Here is a 17,832-nt window from a genome sequence, read left to right as displayed (position 1 = left end):
AACCCTTTTCACCTAACAATTTGCGGTTTAATTCGCCAGCATTCCACTCTACAATGTGCGACTTGCTTGCCGATGCTGCATGCTGACTTTATACCTCGATTAGGAACCACAATGACCGCCACTCTGATTGCTGAGCAAACACCAACTCCCGCGAATGATGCGCAAAACATCCTCGAAGATGTATTTGGCTATCAAAGCTTTCGCGATGGTCAGCAAGAGGTCATTGATTTGGCTGTTCAAGGCCGAGATAGCTTGGTGATAATGCCTACGGGTGGTGGTAAATCTTTGTGTTACCAGATCCCGGCTTTAGTCCGTGAAGGACTGACTTTGGTTATCTCACCGCTTATCTCGTTGATGAAAGACCAAGTCGATCAGTTGAAAGCCAATGGTGTAGCAGCGGAGTGCATTAACTCTTCTATGCCACGTGACCAGCTACTGAGTGTGTTTAATCGCATGAACTCAGGCCAGCTCAAGATGGTTTATGTGTCACCTGAGCGTGTGTTGATGCGTGATTTTATTGAACGCCTACAGGGTTTACCGCTTTCGATGATTGCGGTCGATGAGGCGCACTGTATCTCTCAATGGGGACATGATTTCCGCCCAGAATATGCATCATTAGGTCAACTTAAACAGTATTTTCCGCACGTGCCTTACATGGCGCTGACGGCAACCGCTGATGATGCAACGCGCAAAGATATTGTTTCTCGTCTGCAGCTGGTGGATCCGCATACCTATTTGGGCAGCTTTGACCGTCCTAATATTCGCTATAACCTTGTTGAGAAACACAAGCCAGTGTCTCAGGTGGTTCGCTACCTAGAAACTCAGAAGGGCAATTGCGGCATCATCTATTGTGGTAGCCGTAAAAAAGTTGAGATGGTCACCGAGAAGCTGTGTAACAACGGTATTCGTGCTGCGGGTTATCACGCGGGTATGGACACCGACGAACGTGCTTACGTACAAGAAGCCTTCCAACGTGATGATATTCAGATCGTAGTCGCGACGGTGGCGTTTGGTATGGGTATCAATAAGCCTAACGTGCGCTTTGTGGTGCACTTTGATATTCCACGCAATATCGAGTCTTACTATCAAGAGACCGGTCGTGCGGGTCGTGATGGCTTGCCTGCTGAAGCGATGATGCTATTTGACCCTGCTGATATGGGTTGGCTGCGTCGTATGCTGGATGAGAAAGAAGAAGGTCCGCAAAAGCAGGTTGAGATGCACAAACTGAATGCGATGAGTGCCTTTGCCGAAGCGCAAACTTGTCGTCGTCAGGTACTGCTCAACTACTTTGGCGAATATCGTGAGAAGCAATGTGGTAACTGTGATATCTGCTTAGATCCGCCAAAACACTTTGATGCGACCCAAGAGGCGCAGAAGGCGTTGTCTTGTGTGTACCGTGTGAATCAGTCGTTTGGTATGGGTTATGTGGTGGAAGTGATGCGCGGTATGCAGAACATCCGCGTGCGCGATAATGGTCACGATAAGCTCTCAACTTACGGTATTGGCCGCGACCACAGCCATGATTACTGGATCAGTATCTTCCGTCAGCTCATTCATAAAGGCTTGTTGTTCCAAAACATCACGCGCAACTCAACCTTGCAGTTAACTGAAGAGGCGCGCCCACTGCTACGAGGTGAGATGTCGCTAGAGTTAGCGGTACCTCGTCTAGACACTGCGGTACGCAATGCTAAGTCAGATAAGCTAAGCAGCAAGAACTACGATAAAAAGCTATTTGCCAAACTGCGTAAGCTACGTAAGTCGATTGCCGATGAAGATGGCTTACCACCATACGTGGTATTCAGTGACGCAACATTGATTGATATGGCAGAAGTTCTGCCGACGTCTTACGGTGAAATGTTGGCGGTAAATGGTGTTGGTCAGCGTAAGCTCGACAAATACGCCGACCCATTCCTAGATTTGATTCAAGAACACATCACAACACACGGCTAATAACAGAGGTAATAAATGGAATTTGGTTTAAGAGAGTATTTAGCAGAAGAAGGGCGCTTATTGGTGACAACACCGAGCTTTGACTTCGACTCTTACCCTGAAATTGGCGAACGCCTCGTTAGCTTGTTATCGGCTACGGTTGTTGAAAAGCAGTGGGATGCTGACATGCACTCATGGCTGGTGGATTTTGAAGGGTGCCAGATGTTCTTAAAATCAGAGCACTACAGTGAATCTGTGTGGTTTGAATCTCTTAGTCCAGAAGCGAGCCGTGAAGAGTTCGATTATCTAGCTGCCTTGTTCGAGCGTGGCTTCTAGCTGTTAACATTGCCTCTAAATCTGATTTCTCGCTACTGAGCTTTAAACACCTTCTAGCAATAAAAGTGAGAATAAACGTTTGCGTCTATTCTCACCGTTGCAGCTAAAATTGATTAATGTATAATCGCCCGCCGCTCGATAGAGCAAATGATAGATACATTTTTCATTCACATTATTGGTAAGAGCTTTCTTTATTTCGATAGAGAAATGACTCGATTTGGGTTCCCTCACCCCCAAACCAAACTAAAAAGGTACAGCATGAGTAACTTTACCCCTGCGCAACAGCGCAAAGCCCTAGCATTATTAGTTTTGTTCCACTTAGTGATTATTGCGTCAAGCAACTACTTGGTTCAGCTACCTTTTACCATCTTCGGTATGCACACCACTTGGGGCGCTTTCACTTTCCCATTTATCTTCTTAGCAACAGACCTGACCGTTCGCATTTTTGGCGCTCAGCTTGCTCGTAAAATCATTTTCTTAGTGATGTTGCCTGCACTGGCGGTTTCTTACTTCTTGTCGGTGGTGTTCTTTGAGGGGCAATTCCAAGGCTTTAGCCATCTGGGTGAATTTAACCTATTTGTAGCACGTATCGCTGCTGCAAGTTTCATGGCCTACTTGCTTGGACAAATCTTAGATGTTCATGTTTTCAACCGCTTGCGTCAGCTTAAGCAGTGGTGGATTGCGCCAACCTGTTCAACGCTTTTTGGTAATGCTATCGATACCATCGCTTTCTTTGCGATCGCTTTCTACCAAAGCCCAGATCCATTCATGGCTGAACATTGGACTGAGATTGCACTGGTTGATTACGGTTTCAAACTTATCATCAGCCTAGGTTTGTTTGTTCCTATGTACGGTGTGCTTCTGAACTACATCGTTAAGAAGTTAACCGCTGTGAACCCTGACTTTAAAGCGACAGGTGTTAACGCCTAGCTAGATGGAAGTGCGGTTATTCAAGGTCATCTCTGAATAACCGCCTTTCGTTCCTCTTTGTTTATTCCTTTCTATTTCAGCTCCACTAAGCTTGGCCTTCAAGCACTGTCTCAACACCAGCCCCTGCATCTTTATTACTCTTTCTTGGCACTGATACCTTATATTTCGAGTTCTTTGGGCTCACCTTAGTCACGCTTTTTTGTAGTAGCAGTGAATTAGGGTAGGTAATCACATTGCCCTCTGGATGGCGGATTAGGGTATGGAACATCTTTATGTCGAGTATTTTTCCTTCAATACCATCTCCATCGGCCACAATGATTGAGTCCCCAATACGGTAGGGGAAGACAAAGAAGATTAAGAAACTGGCGGTGATGTTGCTGAGTATTGACCACTGAGCGATAAAGCCAACACCAATGACCGTGAACACTGAAGAGATAAAAATCGAAAAGTTGCCGTAGCCGATGCCGCTGACAATCAAATAGGTCGCGAACAAGAATCCGAAGTAAATGATATTAAAGCAGCGATTGATAAAAGCAGTGCGTGTCGCATTGACGGTTTTTGTCTCTGCGAGTGCCTGAATGGCTTTTTCCGTAGAGTGTTTAAGAACCCAATAGATAAGAATGAACAGCAAAGCGAGTAGCAAGTCGTACTGTTTTAATGTCGCAAAAATGGTGTCGATGTAGCTAAGCATAGTAACCTCTAAATAGTTGAGGCTGCATTATTATGGCCGCTCGTTTCCAATACATCATTAAACCATTAGGTTTTATTTTCCTTTCTAGTTCGACTTTGCCCAAGCAGAGTAATCACTAATCATCGACTTGTTTTATTTGGTTAAGTAGTTGATATATAGTTCTTTATATTTCTGTTATATCCCTTTTATCTATAGGTAACGCTTTGGTGATGAAGCCATTTCGCCAATTTGTAGAATGGCCGGCCATTCACAACTTGGTTCGATTACTGATGATACTGATTACCATAAAACTGACGGTGTTCTGCTTTCTAAAGATAAAAAAGCAGGGCTATTTTGGAGCGCGTAACACTGTTTGCACACGTAATAACGTGGAGCCATCATAACCATGCTGACTCTATTTATTACTCAATTGATCCTACTGTGGCTAATGGTTGAGCCACTTCTCTCTGCGGCTAGGATGAATGCCATCAAAGCCAGAGGTGACTATGTACGTTGATTATCTCGCATCATTTAGCATGCTTTTATTACTGGAAGTGATTCTGGGAGTCGACAACATTATTTTCATCTCAATCTTGGTCGAGAAGTTACCCGTAAGGCTAAGAAGCCGTATTCGCAATCTAGGTATTGGCTTAGCGGTTGTTACGCGGATTGGATTGGTATTCTCGGTTACCTGGTTGATGTCGCTCACTGAACCTTTTGTTACCGTTTTTGAGCGCGGCCTATCAGGTAAAGATTTGATCTTGATTGTTGGCGGTGGCTTCCTGCTATTGAAGAGCTTTAAAGATCTATTGAATTGGTTGCTAGTAAAAGAGAAAAAAGAAAAGAACGCACTTGAAACCAGTGTCACCATGATTGTGCTACAGATTATTGCTATTGATGCAGTGTTCTCATTCGACTCGGTGATTACTGCAGTGGCTTTGGTCCACAATGTAGAGATCATCATTGCAGCTATTGTTATCTCTGCAATCATCATGTTGGCAGTTGCTGAAAAGATTCAAATAACCATTACCGCATATCCTGGCTTGAAGCTACTTGCGCTTTTATTCCTGATTTTATTGGGTGGCTTACTGGTTGTCGAAGGGTATGGTTTACATGTGAACAAAAGCTATTTGTACGTTGCTTTGGCGTTTGGATTGACGCTAGAAATCTGCCATATCTTACTGGATAGACAGCTTAACAAGGCGCAAAGAGCTTCCAACCCAGACAATGAGCGGGTAGAAGAGCGCGCCTTACAACACAGCGAGGTTCTATAGAGGCTATTACTCTAATTCTTTCAGAAGAGGCTCTAGGTTACTGTCGAAAAACAGTGGTGAGGCCATCTGTATTGCTTTGAGAGAAGAGTTGCCTTGCGTTGCCTTGATGTACAGCTCTTTTGCTGCACCCGCATTACCGCGAGACTCTTCCGCTTTCGCAAGCAGTAGGTAGGTCAATATCGACTGATTTTGCGGTGGCATCGACAACAAAATCTTCATCGCTTTTTCTGGGTCATCCTCAGAAAGGGCGATGATGGCGTTGGCGTCATAGGCGCGCGCCAGTTTCCCTTCCGCGAGCAGACGCTCGAGCCTTGGTTTAGCCTCTTGATTCAATGTCGCAATGGCTTGCTTTTTACTGCCCGAAGAAGCGTAGAAGGTGTTCATTACCTTGCCTATGTAATTGGCAACGAAAACAAGATCATTGCTAGGCTCAGCTTGTTGGGCTTTTGCAAAGTAGTCCATCACCATTGGTAACTCTGCCTCGTTATACAGCACTCCAAGACCACTGAGTGTGTATTTTAATGCGTCGGGCGTCATTGGCAGTTGGGAAATACTTTCTGTGAGCTCCTCTTTCGGTACCTTGATATAAAGAGCGTCTAGTATGTCATCTACCATACGATAGAGTGTGTGGTGCAGCTCTGGCAGCTCCGTTGGGTAGCGGCGGTTGAGATGCGATTGGTCAGAGATGTTATTGTGATAACGCATGGTGAGGCGAGTATGCTTACCGTCTCGACTTGGGCTCGTACCAAAGGTGAGTTTGATTGCTGCAATCTTTTGTAATGGCTCGCTGTGGACTATGCGTATGCCACTGTAAGCGCTCAAGTACTCAATGAACTTGGTGATGGTGCCGTATAAAACCGGGTCGTTTTTGACGTCATCGCTAATATCCAACATGACATAACGAAACTCATAGTGTCGGAGTTGGGTTGCAGGAGCGACTTTCTCATCTGGCGTGCTGCTCGATGCTGAATAAAGAATATAGCCAGACTCCATAACAACGATAGCGCCAAGTAGTAAACCAATCATCAGGTTTCTTTTATTGGGCTTAGTTTGCTTACTGGCATCAGTTAATGAGATGGTACGTCCCTCCCTTCAGCTAAACTTGAACTAGTTTAGTCTTTATAGGAAAGTGCCACATGAATAACTCACACATTATCGGAATTGACCTAGGTAAGAACTCTTTTCATTTAGTTGGTCATGACCAAGCTGGACATCAATTATTTAAGAAAAAGCTTACTCGCCAGAAATTACTAGAGTTCTTATCTTCCCATGAGCCTGTAATTATAGCCATGGAGTCGTGTGGCGGGTCTCATTGGNTTAATGAGATGGTACGTCCCTCCCTTCAGCTAAACTTGAACTAGTTTAGTCTTTATAGGAAAGTGCCACATGAATAACTCACACATTATCGGAATTGACCTAGGTAAGAACTCTTTTCATTTAGTTGGTCATGACCAAGCTGGACATCAATTATTTAAGAAAAAGCTTACTCGCCAGAAATTACTAGAGTTCTTATCTTCCCATGAGCCTGTAATTATAGCCATGGAGTCGTGTGGCGGGTCTCATTGGCTAGCTAGAAAGTGCGATGAATTGGGTCATACAGCTAAGCTAATCCCTCCTCAATATGTAAAGCCATACGTTAAAACCAATAAAAATGATTTCATCGATGCTGATGCTATCGCAGAGGCAGCTTCACGGCCAACAATGAGGTTTTCTTCAGCAAAAACCGAATCAGCTCAAGTGATATCTACCATTCGGAAAATTCGCAGCGGATATATTAGAGAGCGTACCGCTTGTATGAACCGAATAGGATCTATCCTTCTTGAGTTCGGAATAAGTTTGCCAAAAGGACACGCTAGTATGAAAGGTTTATTCCAGTGGTTGGTAGATAAGAATCAACACCTTCCTCCACTAATCATATTTGAATTGAGTGAGCTACATGAGCACTATCAGAACCTCAATGAACGTATAGATTCACAAGCAGACAAGGTCGAAAGAATTCTCGCTGACAATGAGCAAGTGAAACAATTAAAGACTGTTCCTGGCATTGGCCCAGTTATCGCTAGCGCTTGTATATCAACTGTCGGTAATCCAAATGACTTCAAAAACGGGCGAAATTTCGCTGCATGGATCGGGCTTGTTCCTGTTCAATATTCTACGGGCGGCAAGTCAACGCTACTTGGGATATCAAAACGAGGAAATAAAGAACTGAGAACGTTATTTATCCATGCCGCAAGGTCAATTTTATGGAGAGATAAGTCAGTCGAAAAATATTTTGGTTCATGGCTTATTGAACTTAAGAAACGAAAACCTTTAATAAGAACATAATCAGAATTTGCAATGAGAATTAAAGATGACACAACGGTTAGACCACCAGACTGAAGACCTGTTGCCCCAAACAGCAACTTAATATGCTTTTCATTTTGTGAGGACAGTCTGGCGCACACCTCATCATAGAGCTGAGACTAATGACAGTCTCTAATAGACTCTGAATATATTAGCGCAAATCAGCTCGTTATTTTTAACTCTACTTGCAATAACGGGACGTACCATATATTGGGGCAGTTTATCTGCTGGTGGCGATTGTTCTGGAGCGGAGGGCTGAGCTGTTGATGGTTCCGGTTCAGCGACTTGGTCAGTCTCGATTTTGCTTTGTATTACGTCCGCTTCAAACTTATAGCCACGCTTTTGCACGGTAATGATGTAGCTGTTGTGCTGTTGAGAGTTTTGCTTCAGAACCTTACGCAGCTCAAATACTGCTTGTGTGACCACTTGGTCACTGAGAATCATACCGCTCCAGACGTTGTTGATGAGTTCGTCTCGAGTATGAGTTTACCCAGGATTGAGGCACAAAAATTCAAGTAGCTTAGTTAACCGCTTATCTATGGTTACCGTTCTCTCGGCGAAGAGGATTTGCCCTTCATTTGGAACGAATAGCCACTCATCGACACTAAAACATGAATTCTTCTCAAGCATCCCTTTCTCCTGCATTCAAACGGCATCCTGCGTTCTATATTCACCTTATTAACTCTATTACATAATGTGATGAATTTGTTGTAATTTTCGAGTGAATTCTAAAAGGTGTGCGTGAGTTAAATATTTGAGGTGATGGATTAAGAGGGTTGCTGTGAGACATAAACGAAAAAGCTCCCGTGATAGGGAGCTTTCGAATATCTGTTGCGGCTGATTTAAGCTTGAGCGTTACTGCTCAGCAATCGTCAGTGGCCAGCCAATGTCTGTTTGTCTATTCGACTCAATCTCTAGCTCTGCAGCGGTTAGAGGGTTGTCGGCTAGCCATTGCTTAGAGAGTGTTAGAATTAGATTATTATCGTCAGCTGTTAGCGTAAACTCAGGCTCTAGCTCTGTGTTACGACGATGCGTTAACAGAATCGCCAGACGCAGAATACGTAGGATACGTTTACTGCTTGTGCCGGATACTGCGTGTTGCTCTGGCAATGATGTTAGCTGTTCACGGTAGCGTCGCGTTAATTCACCTAGGTAGTGTTTCTGTGCGCGGGTGAAACCAGGTAAATCTAGGTTCTGCAGTAGGTAAGCACTGTGTTCACCGCCTTTCTTGAAGTCGATGGTTAAACCGATTTCATGAAGTTTGGCTGCAGTTTGCAGTAGGACACCAGCTTGAGGTTCTGACACCCAAGCTTCACCGCCAGCTTGCTCTAACAGAGTCTGCGCTGCTGCTGCGACTTGGTCACCGTAGCTTACGTCCATCTGGTAACGTGATTGAACGCTCTTGATCGTACGAGCGCGGATATCGTCTTGGCGTAGCTCATCAACCATCTCGTAGGCTAGGCCTTCACGAAGTGCACCACCTGCGAGTGTCATCGAGTCGATCTTAAGCAGTTCAAAGATAGCAATCAGGATAGAAAGACCGCTAGGGAACACCAAAGCGCGCTCCAGAGTTAACCCTTCTATTTCTAGCTCTTCTAAGCGCTCAGTAATCATCGCTTGTTTTTGTAAGCGCTTAAGTTTGGTATGAGTGATAACCTCATCCATGCCTTGCGCTAACATGATTTCTTGCAGTGCTTGAACGGTACCACTAGCGCCAACACACACATCCCAACCGATATCTGTGTAGCTCTCTAAGATAGGAGCTAAAGTCGATTTCGCGGCTTCAATCGCGTTGTCGAAGTTGGTTGCGGTTAATTGGCGATCTTTAAAGTGACGCTCAAGCCAGGTAACACAGCCCATTTTTAGGCTAGTCAGCGCTTTTGCTGAGAAACCTTCGCCGATGATCATCTCGGTACTTGCACCACCAATGTCCACTACCAGTCGGCGGCCGCTGCCACCAGAAGTGTGTGCCACGCCTTTATAGATAGTCGCCGCTTCTTCTTCACCGGAGATAACATTGATATCGTAGCCAAGGATCTGATTCGCTTTCTCAAGAAAGATATCCACATTGGTTGCGGTACGTAGGGTCGCTGTACCAACAATGCGGATATTTTCTTTCGGAATGTCCTGCAGTCGCTCTGCAAAGAGACTCAAACAGTCCCAACCGCGCTGCATAGCTTCGGTACTAAGCGCATTATTTTCATCTAAGCCTGCAGCTAAACGCACTTTGCGCTTAATCTTAGCCATGGTTTGTACGCTGCCATCGATATGACGCACAACGAGCATATGAAAACTGTTCGACCCGAGGTCGATTGCAGCGTAAAGCGGGGGTGACACTGTTTGACTCATAAGCGACTAAGCTTCCTTGTTGTGACGCGGTTGGCGTGGGCGACGGTTCTGGTTTGGTTTACGGTTACCGTTGCGTGAGCCATTGTTGTTTGAGCGGCGTTGTTGCGGGTTACGTGTGCGTAAGCGCAATGGTGCTGGTAGATCTTCTAGTAGTGCAGAAGCGTCGTAGTCAGACACTGGGATCGCGTGCTCAATGTACTCTTCGATTGGTGGCAAGTTGATTGCGTAATCTTCACAAGCAAAGCTGATCGAATGACCACTTGCACCAGCACGACCTGTACGGCCGATACGGTGAACGTAATCTTCACAATCGTCTGGTAGATCGAAGTTGAATACGTGCGTTACTTGAGGAATGTGTAGGCCACGAGCAGCAACATCGGTTGCAACCAGTAGGTCAACATCACCTTGAGTGAATTGCTCAAGAATCTTTTCACGTTTCTTCTGTGGTACATCACCAGTCAATAGACCAACACGGTGACCATCGGCAGCCAAATGGCCCCAAACTGATTCGCACTTGTGCTTAGTGTTAGCGAAGATGATAGCGCGCTCTGGCCACTCTTCTTCTACTAGTGTCTGTAGCAGAGCCATCTTGTGTTCGTTAGAAGGGTAGAACAACTCTTCTTTAATACGGTGGCCTGTTTTACGCTCTGGCTCAACCACAACATGCTCTGGGTTATGCATGTGTTCGAAAGCCAACTCTTGTACGCGGTAAGACAGCGTCGCAGAGAACAGCATGTTCAAACGATCTTTAGGCTCAGGCATACGACGGAACAAGAAGCGGATGTCTTTAATGAAGCCAAGATCGAACATACGGTCTGCTTCATCCAGTACTACTGCTTGAATGTGGTTAAGGTTAAATACCTTTTGCTTGTAGAAATCGATAATACGGCCAGTGGTACCAATTAAGATATCTGCGCCTTCTTCGATCTTACCGAGCTGCTTGTCGTAGCTTTCGCCACCGTAAGCCAATGCTGCTTTGATACCAGTGCTTGCAACTAGAGATTCAGCATCGTTGAAGATCTGAATCGCGAGTTCGCGTGTAGGTGCCATAATAATCGCACGTGGCTGGTTAGGCTTACGCCCTTCATGCTCAGGTGTTTTTAGTAGGTGGTTAAAAGTAGCAGTAAGAAACGCAAGCGTTTTACCAGTGCCCGTTTGGGCCTGGCCTGCAATGTCTTGGCCGGTGAGCAGTACCGGGAGCGCCAAGGCTTGGATAGGGGTACAATAATCGAACCCTTTTTTCTCCAATCCTTCAATGACTTGCGGATGTAAATCCAAGTCGGCGAACTTTTGCTCTGTGATATGCGTCTTTTTCATTGCTATAGAATATCAGCTTAAGCTTGCAATACGAAAGTAAATACATTCCAATAGGGCATCTATTTACTGGTTATCATCCAACCAGTTCTAAAAAATACATTGGAGTGGAAGATGAGTGATAAGATTTTGCAGCTAACTGATGACGGTTTTGAGAACGATGTGATCAACGCTGCAGGCCCTGTTCTTGTTGATTTTTGGGCAGAATGGTGTGGCCCTTGTAAGATGATTGCGCCGATTCTTGATGAAATCGCAGACGAGTACGAAGGCAAGCTCACTATCGGTAAACTTAATATCGACCAAAATGCTGGAACACCACCAAAGTTTGGCATTCGCGGCATTCCAACGCTTCTTCTTTTCAAAGATGGCGGCGTAGCAGCGACTAAAGTTGGTGCATTGTCTAAAACTCAACTTAAAGAGTTCCTAGACGCTAACCTATAATCAGGTGAGCATTTGATAAAGAAACCGTGCAGTTAACAAATGCACGGTTTTGTTTTTTCTAAGCTATGGACTAGTCTTAGTTTTAGTGCTAATTTATCGCACGTTAATTGAACGAATTTCTCTTCTTGGTCGATCCTGTGACCGAATCCCTCTTAACTAGAAAACAGATCTTATTTTGACTAAACAAGCATCCACCACAATGAATCTTACAGAACTGAAGAACAGACCTGTGTCTGAACTTGTTAAACTTGGCGAAAGCCTAGGCCTTGAAAACCTAGCTCGTCTAAGAAAACAGGACATTATCTTCGCTATCCTTAAAGCACATGCAAAAAGTGGTGAAGACATCTTCGGTGACGGTGTTCTTGAAATTCTGCAAGACGGTTTTGGTTTTCTTCGTAGCGCAGACAGCTCGTACTTAGCGGGTCCTGATGATATCTACGTATCACCAAGTCAGATTCGTCGTTTCAACCTACGTACTGGTGACTCAATTGCCGGAAAGATTCGCCCACCCAAAGATGGCGAACGTTACTTTGCTCTACTTAAAGTAAACACGGTAAACCACGACAAACCAGACAACGCTCGTAACAAGATCCTTTTCGAAAACCTTACCCCTCTACATGCTAACGAACGCATGGTTATGGAGCGTGGTAATGGTGCGACAGAAGATATCACAGCTCGTATCCTTGACCTTGCATCTCCAATTGGTAAAGGTCAGCGTGGCTTGATTGTTGCTCCGCCAAAAGCGGGTAAGACAATGCTTCTGCAAAACATCGCGCAAAGCATCGCTCACAACCATCCTGAGTGTGAACTAATGGTTCTACTTATCGATGAGCGTCCGGAAGAAGTAACAGAAATGCAGCGCCTAGTTAAAGGTGAAGTAGTTGCTTCGACATTCGATGAGCCAGCATCTCGCCACGTACAAGTAGCAGAAATGGTTATCGAGAAAGCGAAGCGTCTTGTTGAACACAAGAAAGACGTGGTTATCCTCCTGGACTCAATCACTCGTCTAGCGCGTGCATACAACACGGTAGTACCTTCATCAGGTAAAGTACTAACTGGTGGTGTAGATGCAAACGCACTTCACCGTCCTAAGCGTTTCTTCGGTGCAGCTCGTAACGTTGAAGAAGGCGGTAGCTTGACTATCATCGCCACAGCACTGGTTGATACTGGTTCTAAGATGGATGAAGTTATCTACGAAGAATTCAAAGGTACAGGTAACATGGAACTGCACCTTAACCGTAAGATTGCAGAAAAACGTGTATTCCCTGCGATTGATTTCAACCGCTCTGGTACTCGTCGTGAAGAGCTTCTTACTAAGAACGATGAACTACAGAAGATGTGGATCCTGCGTAAGATTGTTCACCCAATGGGCGAAATCGATGCAATGGAATTCCTTATCGACAAGCTAGCAATGACGAAAACGAACGATGAGTTCTTTGACGCTATGCGTCGTCAGTAATCTTGATTAGCTGATAGTTATTAGAAAGCGCTGCCCTCGGGTAGCGCTTTTTATTTGCATTTTGTAGCGGCAGCTTGCAGAATGACCAAAAGTGTTACAAGGAAGTTAAAATGCAACATGGACTGTTGTCATCATTACTCTTGTCTACTTCACTGTTACTTTCACCGGTCGGTATTGTTAATGCCACCGAGATGTCCCCACATACAGTAGAGTCTTGGCTTGAGAATGATCAAGTAAAACTGAAAACTGCTGAATTGCTTGAGCTTGTCGTGCGTGATGAAGTGAATTCGTTACGCTTTGCACTTGAGCGCCTGACATTTCCCCAGCAAGAGGTGGCTCGTTACCAACTCTTGAAGAAGATCGAACAGCAAAAAATCGTACTCACACCGAAGATGTCTATCTTTGTGGAGCAACAGCTCGCTATTACGCCAACCTACCAAGTATTAGAGCGTGGTGATGGCTATGAATTTACGGTTCCAGCCTTTAATTATCCTTCGATAGCAAACCGCTTAATCAAGCAATTCCGTGCTGACCAAAATACATTGGTGTTTGTTCTCGATGCAGAGAAGCAGAATCTCAATCTTAAAGAGTGGCTAACTGGCTCTGAGCATCAGGTCCAAACTCGAGAGGCGCTACTCATAAGAGAATTGGATAGCTTGTCTCCAGAGGCTGTGAATTACTTAGCAAAACAGCTAACAGAGTCGCCGATAGTCAGCTGGTTACCCTCTACCGAAGTAGTGGTTCGATTGGCACAGGTGAGCGAAGACCCAGGCGTCTATCAAATCCTCTGGAAGATGAAAGCCGATTATCATAGCCAAGCTGAACTGATTCGTCTCGCTGAGAGTAAATCCCCATTTGCCTTAGAGCAGGTGATGGCTGCAACGAAAAACCCAAGATTAAAAGAAGAAGCGATCACTTTACTGACGAGAGTTAACCCACTTTCAGAAGAGGTGAAAGACTTTTTAGTTTCTCGCATGGCAATTGCTGATGATGCGCCATTGGTCGCTCGTGAGTTAGCCAAGCAAGGACACACTAATTGGTTACAAGAGCTCGTGAGTGACAACCCACAAGTCAAAAGTTCAGTGATCCAGCAAGTGCTTCCGTAACTGGGTTTTACCTCTCAATAACCTTACTAAAAAGGGGGATCTCACGATGCCCCTTTTTGATATACTGAGCGCAGAATAATCAGCATGTAGAAGTTCTATGAGTTTTAAAGATTTACGTGATTTTATCGACCATCTTGAAAGCATTGGTCAGTTGAAACGCATTTCTCACCCAGTCGACCCAGACTATGAAATGACCGAAATTAGCGACCGTACTCTACGTGCTGGTGGCCCGGCTCTTCTGTTCGAGAATCCGGTAGGTTATGACATGCCTGTTTTGACCAACCTATTTGGTACGCCTAATCGTGTTGCTATTGGTATGGGGCGTCAGGATGTAAAAGAGCTGCGCGAAGTGGGTAAGCTATTGGCTTACTTAAAAGAGCCAGAGCCGCCGAAAGGTTTTAAAGACGCGATTGATAAGTTGCCCGTGTTCAAGCAAGTATTGAACATGCCGGCTAAGCGTCTTCGTAAAGCAGCATGCCAACAAGTCGTGTGGCAAGGCGACGAGGTCGACCTAGATAAAATCCCAGTAATGAGCTGTTGGGCTGACGATGTCGCTCCACTACTTACTTGGGGTTTAACGGTTACCCGTGGCCCGAACAAGAAACGCCAAAACTTGGGCATCTACCGCCAACAAAAGATTGGTAAGAACAAAATTATCATGCGTTGGCTAGCTCACCGTGGTGGTGCGTTGGATCTACGTGACTGGGCTGAACAGAACCCAGGTAAACCGTTCCCAGTATCTGTAGCGTTTGGCGCTGATCCTGCAACGATTCTTGGCGCGGTAACACCAGTGCCAGATACCTTATCGGAATACGCTTTTGCAGGCCTGCTACGTGGTAGCAAAACTGAAGTGGTTAAATCGATCAGTAATGACCTAGAAGTCCCAGCAAGTGCTGAAATCGTGATGGAAGGTTACATCGATCCGAATGAATTTGCTGACGAAGGACCTTACGGCGATCACACTGGTTACTACAACGAGAAAGAAAAACACAACGTGTTTACCATTACTCATGTAACCATGCGTGAGAACCCGATTTACCACAGCACATACACAGGTCGCCCGCCAGATGAGCCAGCGGTACTGGGTGTTGCATTGAATGAAGTGTTTGTTCCTATTCTTCAAAAGCAATTCCCAGAGATAGAAGACTTCTATCTACCACCTGAAGGTTGTTCGTATCGAATGGCAGTGGTGACCATGAAGAAGCAATACCCTGGTCACGCTAAACGAGTGATGATGGGAGTATGGTCTTTCTTACGTCAATTCATGTACACCAAGTTTGTATTGGTGTGCGATGAGGATGTTAACGCTCGCGACTGGTCACAAGTTACCGCTGCGATGTGCAAACATATGGATCCTTCACGTGATACCTTGATGATAGAGAACACGCCAATTGATTCGTTGGACTTTGCATCACCGGTAGTTGGACTAGGTTCTAAGATGGGCTTAGATATCACTAAGAAGTGGGATGCCGAGTTAGCGTTGTCGCCTGATGTGCAATCTACGCCAGAAAACAGTGATCATATTGAAGGTGGACTAGCTGAATTAACCAAAGCTCACCCTGAAATTCTTGATATTCACCTGCAGAACGATAATGCCAGCATGGTTGTGGTATCGATAGATAAACAAGCCGCAGGTAATGGTAAGAAAATCATGGATGCGGTTTGGTCTCAATTTGATGAGAACCAATTCGTTATCGTCTGTGATGGCGATGTTAATGTGAGTGACTGGAACGACATTATCTGGGCAGTAACTACTAGAATGGACCCAGCGAGAGATACCTTGTTCCTTCAGGATGAAACAGGGCACTCCAAAATGGGCCTCGATGCCACCAATAAGTGGGAAGGTGAATGCTTGCGTGAGTGGGGTATTCCAATCACAAAAGATCCTGAACTGGTCAAAAAGATTGATAGCATCTGGGAACAACTAGGAATTTTATGAGCTACCAAGTAGTCTTGTATCCAGAAAACATCAGTTTCACAGTAGAAAAAGGGCAAACGGTCTTGGATGCTGCGCTCAACAGCGATATCTATTTCCCTAACCGTTGCCAAGTTGGCGCATGTGCTATGTGCATGTGCAAAAAATTAGAAGGGCAAGTGAGTTACCACCTTGAACCCATGCTCACAGAGAAAGAGCAGCAACAGGGTTGGATTTTCGCTTGCCAAGCATTTGCAGAAAGTAATTTAGTTCTAACCTTTGCCGATTAAGGGTTAGTGAGAGGAAGAACATGACTATTAAATGTAAAGTTAAGTCTATCGAGCCTTTGGCTTGTAACACTTACCAAATCCTGCTTCACCCAGAGACACCAGTCGCTTTTAAAGCTGGTCAGTACCTGATGGTTGAAATGGGTGAGAAAGATAAGCGTCCCTTTTCAATTGCGAGCAGCCCTTGTCGCCATGAAGGTGAACTAGAACTACACATCGGTGCTGCTGAACACAATGCTTATGCACTAGAAGTGGTTGAAGCAATGAAAAAGGCACAAGCTGAAGATGGCGATATCGCGATTGATGCGCCACACGGTGATGCGTGGATTAAAGAAGAGAGCGAACGTCCTCTACTATTGATTGCTGGTGGTACGGGTTTTAGTTACGTACGTTCGATCCTGGATCACTGCATTGCACAAAACAGCAAGAAAGAGATTCACCTTTACTGGGGTGCAAAAGATGAGTGCCAGCTATACGCGAAAGAAGAGCTTGTCGATATTGCAGAAAAGCATAGTAATGTACATTTCGTACCTGTAGTAGAAGAGGCGCCGGAAGTTTGGCATGGCCAAACTGGTAATGTGCTTGAAGCAATTACACAAAGCTTCGAATCACTGGCTGATTTTGATATCTATATTGCTGGTCGTTTTGAAATGGCGGGCGCAGCAAGAGACCTATTTACACAAAATAAAGAAGCAAAGCGTGACCATATGTACGCAGATGCTTACGCGTTTATCTAATAATTCCTTTAGATTTAGTGCAAAAAGAGAGCAGAAATGCTCTCTTTTTTATATTTAGGTGAACTATTAGACACTTAACCTCTATTTATTCATTTTTTATGAAAAAGTAGTTGCCAAGCTGAAAGGGTTCCCTATAATGCGGCCCCACTGAGACGGCAGGCGCCATAAGGCTTCAGCAATAATCAGTAAGACGGAAAGCGACAAAAAATTAATTTTCAAAAAGTGTTTGACACTGAATGTTAATTCGCTAGAATGGCCGTCCACTTCGAGAGGCTACTTGCTAAAAAGGAATGCTTAAGAAGTTAAGCTCTTTAACAATTTAAACCTATCAATCTGTGTGGGCACTCGTTGATGAATATCAAAAATGAAACTTCGGTTTCAACTTGATTTCAATGAACTGAGTGACCAATCGATAATTTATTATCGGCACAGTCAATTCATTATCATTCTGTTGGAATGATAATAGCTTTAAAATTACACAGTAGTTTTGAAGTCAGTATTCATTGAGTCGACAAAATCTTAAATTGAAGAGTTTGATCATGGCTCAGATTGAACGCTGGCGGCAGGCCTAACACATGCAAGTCGAGCGGAAACGAGTTATCTGAACCTTCGGGGAACGATAACGGCGTCGAGCGGCGGACGGGTGAGTAATGCCTAGGAAATTGCCTTGATGTGGGGGATAACCATTGGAAACGATGGCTAATACCGCATAATGCCTACGGGCCAAAGAGGGGGACCTTCG

Annotated in this window: 14 protein-coding genes, 1 rRNA gene and 3 pseudogenes; 13 read left to right on the top strand and 5 right to left on the bottom strand. The window is 44.9% G+C overall.

Annotated features, from left to right (window positions below; translation table 11 throughout):
- Window positions 1–111: 111 nt before the first annotated feature.
- The 3 genes from recQ (at window position 112) to L1D55_RS20230 (ending at window position 3,195) form a co-directional block, all read left to right on the top strand.
- The gene (gene recQ, locus L1D55_RS20240) at window positions 112–1,950 is read left to right on the top strand and encodes an ATP-dependent DNA helicase RecQ (RefSeq protein ID WP_008221506.1); all 1,839 of its coding nucleotides are present in this window, start codon (window positions 112–114) and stop codon (window positions 1,948–1,950) included.
- Between the two features lie 15 nt (window positions 1,951–1,965).
- Window positions 1,966–2,265 carry a DUF3630 family protein gene (locus tag L1D55_RS20235; RefSeq protein ID WP_239918627.1) on the top strand — a complete coding sequence of 100 codons (300 nt, stop codon included), beginning with the start codon at window positions 1,966–1,968 and terminating at the stop codon, window positions 2,263–2,265.
- 258 nt (window positions 2,266–2,523) lie between these two features.
- Window positions 2,524–3,195, top strand: coding sequence for a 7-cyano-7-deazaguanine/7-aminomethyl-7-deazaguanine transporter (locus tag L1D55_RS20230; protein ID WP_008221503.1), 672 nt, complete (start codon window positions 2,524–2,526; stop codon window positions 3,193–3,195).
- Between the two features lie 85 nt (window positions 3,196–3,280).
- On the opposite strand, the gene L1D55_RS20225 is transcribed toward L1D55_RS20230, so the two are convergent.
- Entirely contained in the window at window positions 3,281–3,886 is a 606-nt protein-coding gene (locus L1D55_RS20225) for a mechanosensitive ion channel family protein (RefSeq protein WP_171369274.1), read from the bottom strand.
- A gap of 461 nt (window positions 3,887–4,347) precedes the next feature.
- On the opposite strand from L1D55_RS20225, the gene L1D55_RS20220 reads away from it, so the two are divergent.
- Window positions 4,348–5,139, top strand: coding sequence for a TerC family protein (locus L1D55_RS20220; protein WP_239918626.1), 792 nt, complete (start codon window positions 4,348–4,350; stop codon window positions 5,137–5,139).
- Between the two features lie 6 nt (window positions 5,140–5,145).
- Here the strand turns inward: L1D55_RS20220 and L1D55_RS20215 are convergent, their stop codons facing one another.
- A complete protein-coding gene (locus L1D55_RS20215) occupies window positions 5,146–6,165 on the bottom strand; it encodes a hypothetical protein (RefSeq protein WP_239918625.1) in 1,020 nt (339 codons plus the stop codon).
- 110 nt (window positions 6,166–6,275) lie between these two features.
- Here L1D55_RS20215 and L1D55_RS20210 point away from each other — a divergent pair.
- Together L1D55_RS20210 and L1D55_RS20205 are read left to right on the top strand one after the other, a co-directional pair.
- A pseudogene (locus tag L1D55_RS20210) lies at window positions 6,276–6,455 on the top strand (IS110 family transposase); the annotation flags it as partial.
- 70 nt (window positions 6,456–6,525) lie between these two features.
- A pseudogene (locus L1D55_RS20205) lies at window positions 6,526–7,449 on the top strand (IS110 family transposase); the annotation flags it as partial.
- A gap of 165 nt (window positions 7,450–7,614) precedes the next feature.
- Here the strand turns inward: L1D55_RS20205 and L1D55_RS20200 are convergent.
- The 3 genes and pseudogenes from L1D55_RS20200 to rhlB all read right to left on the bottom strand — a co-directional run.
- Window positions 7,615–7,950, bottom strand: a pseudogene (locus tag L1D55_RS20200) (winged helix-turn-helix domain-containing protein); the annotation flags it as partial.
- A gap of 387 nt (window positions 7,951–8,337) precedes the next feature.
- Window positions 8,338–9,831, bottom strand: a complete 1,494-nt coding sequence (gppA, locus tag L1D55_RS20195; RefSeq protein ID WP_239918623.1) for a guanosine-5'-triphosphate,3'-diphosphate diphosphatase — start codon at window positions 9,829–9,831, stop codon at window positions 8,338–8,340.
- 6 nt (window positions 9,832–9,837) lie between these two features.
- Window positions 9,838–11,148, bottom strand: a complete 1,311-nt coding sequence (rhlB, locus tag L1D55_RS20190; protein ID WP_128159081.1) for an ATP-dependent RNA helicase RhlB — start codon at window positions 11,146–11,148, stop codon at window positions 9,838–9,840.
- A gap of 111 nt (window positions 11,149–11,259) precedes the next feature.
- Here rhlB and trxA point away from each other — a divergent pair, with 111 nt between their 5' ends.
- The 7 genes from trxA to L1D55_RS20155 all read left to right on the top strand — a co-directional run.
- A complete protein-coding gene (gene trxA, locus L1D55_RS20185) occupies window positions 11,260–11,586 on the top strand; it encodes a thioredoxin TrxA (RefSeq protein ID WP_004741193.1) in 327 nt (108 codons plus the stop codon).
- Between the two features lie 199 nt (window positions 11,587–11,785).
- Window positions 11,786–13,045, top strand: a complete 1,260-nt coding sequence (gene rho / locus L1D55_RS20180) for a transcription termination factor Rho (protein WP_004741192.1) — start codon at window positions 11,786–11,788, stop codon at window positions 13,043–13,045.
- Between the two features lie 110 nt (window positions 13,046–13,155).
- Window positions 13,156–14,151 carry a hypothetical protein gene (locus L1D55_RS20175; RefSeq protein WP_239918622.1) on the top strand — a complete coding sequence of 332 codons (996 nt, stop codon included), beginning with the start codon at window positions 13,156–13,158 and terminating at the stop codon, window positions 14,149–14,151.
- A gap of 97 nt (window positions 14,152–14,248) precedes the next feature.
- A complete protein-coding gene (ubiD, locus tag L1D55_RS20170) occupies window positions 14,249–16,090 on the top strand; it encodes a 4-hydroxy-3-polyprenylbenzoate decarboxylase (RefSeq protein ID WP_239918621.1) in 1,842 nt (613 codons plus the stop codon).
- Window positions 16,087–16,356 (top strand): 2Fe-2S iron-sulfur cluster-binding protein, encoded by a 270-nt coding sequence (locus tag L1D55_RS20165; protein ID WP_008224727.1) that lies wholly within the window; start codon window positions 16,087–16,089, stop codon window positions 16,354–16,356. The genes ubiD and L1D55_RS20165 overlap by 4 nt, the downstream gene beginning before the upstream one ends.
- 20 nt (window positions 16,357–16,376) lie before the next feature.
- A complete protein-coding gene (fre, locus tag L1D55_RS20160; protein WP_004741188.1) occupies window positions 16,377–17,090 on the top strand; it encodes an NAD(P)H-flavin reductase in 714 nt (237 codons plus the stop codon).
- Window positions 17,091–17,611: 521 nt separating this feature from the next.
- Window positions 17,612–17,832 (top strand): 16S ribosomal RNA (locus tag L1D55_RS20155); the annotation flags it as partial.

It is taken from the genome of Vibrio sp. Isolate22 (assembly GCF_022398115.1).
Taxonomy (GTDB): domain Bacteria; phylum Pseudomonadota; class Gammaproteobacteria; order Enterobacterales; family Vibrionaceae; genus Vibrio.
The sequence above is the reverse complement of the archived record's forward strand: the minus strand, read 5'-3'. Positions and strand labels throughout refer to the sequence as shown.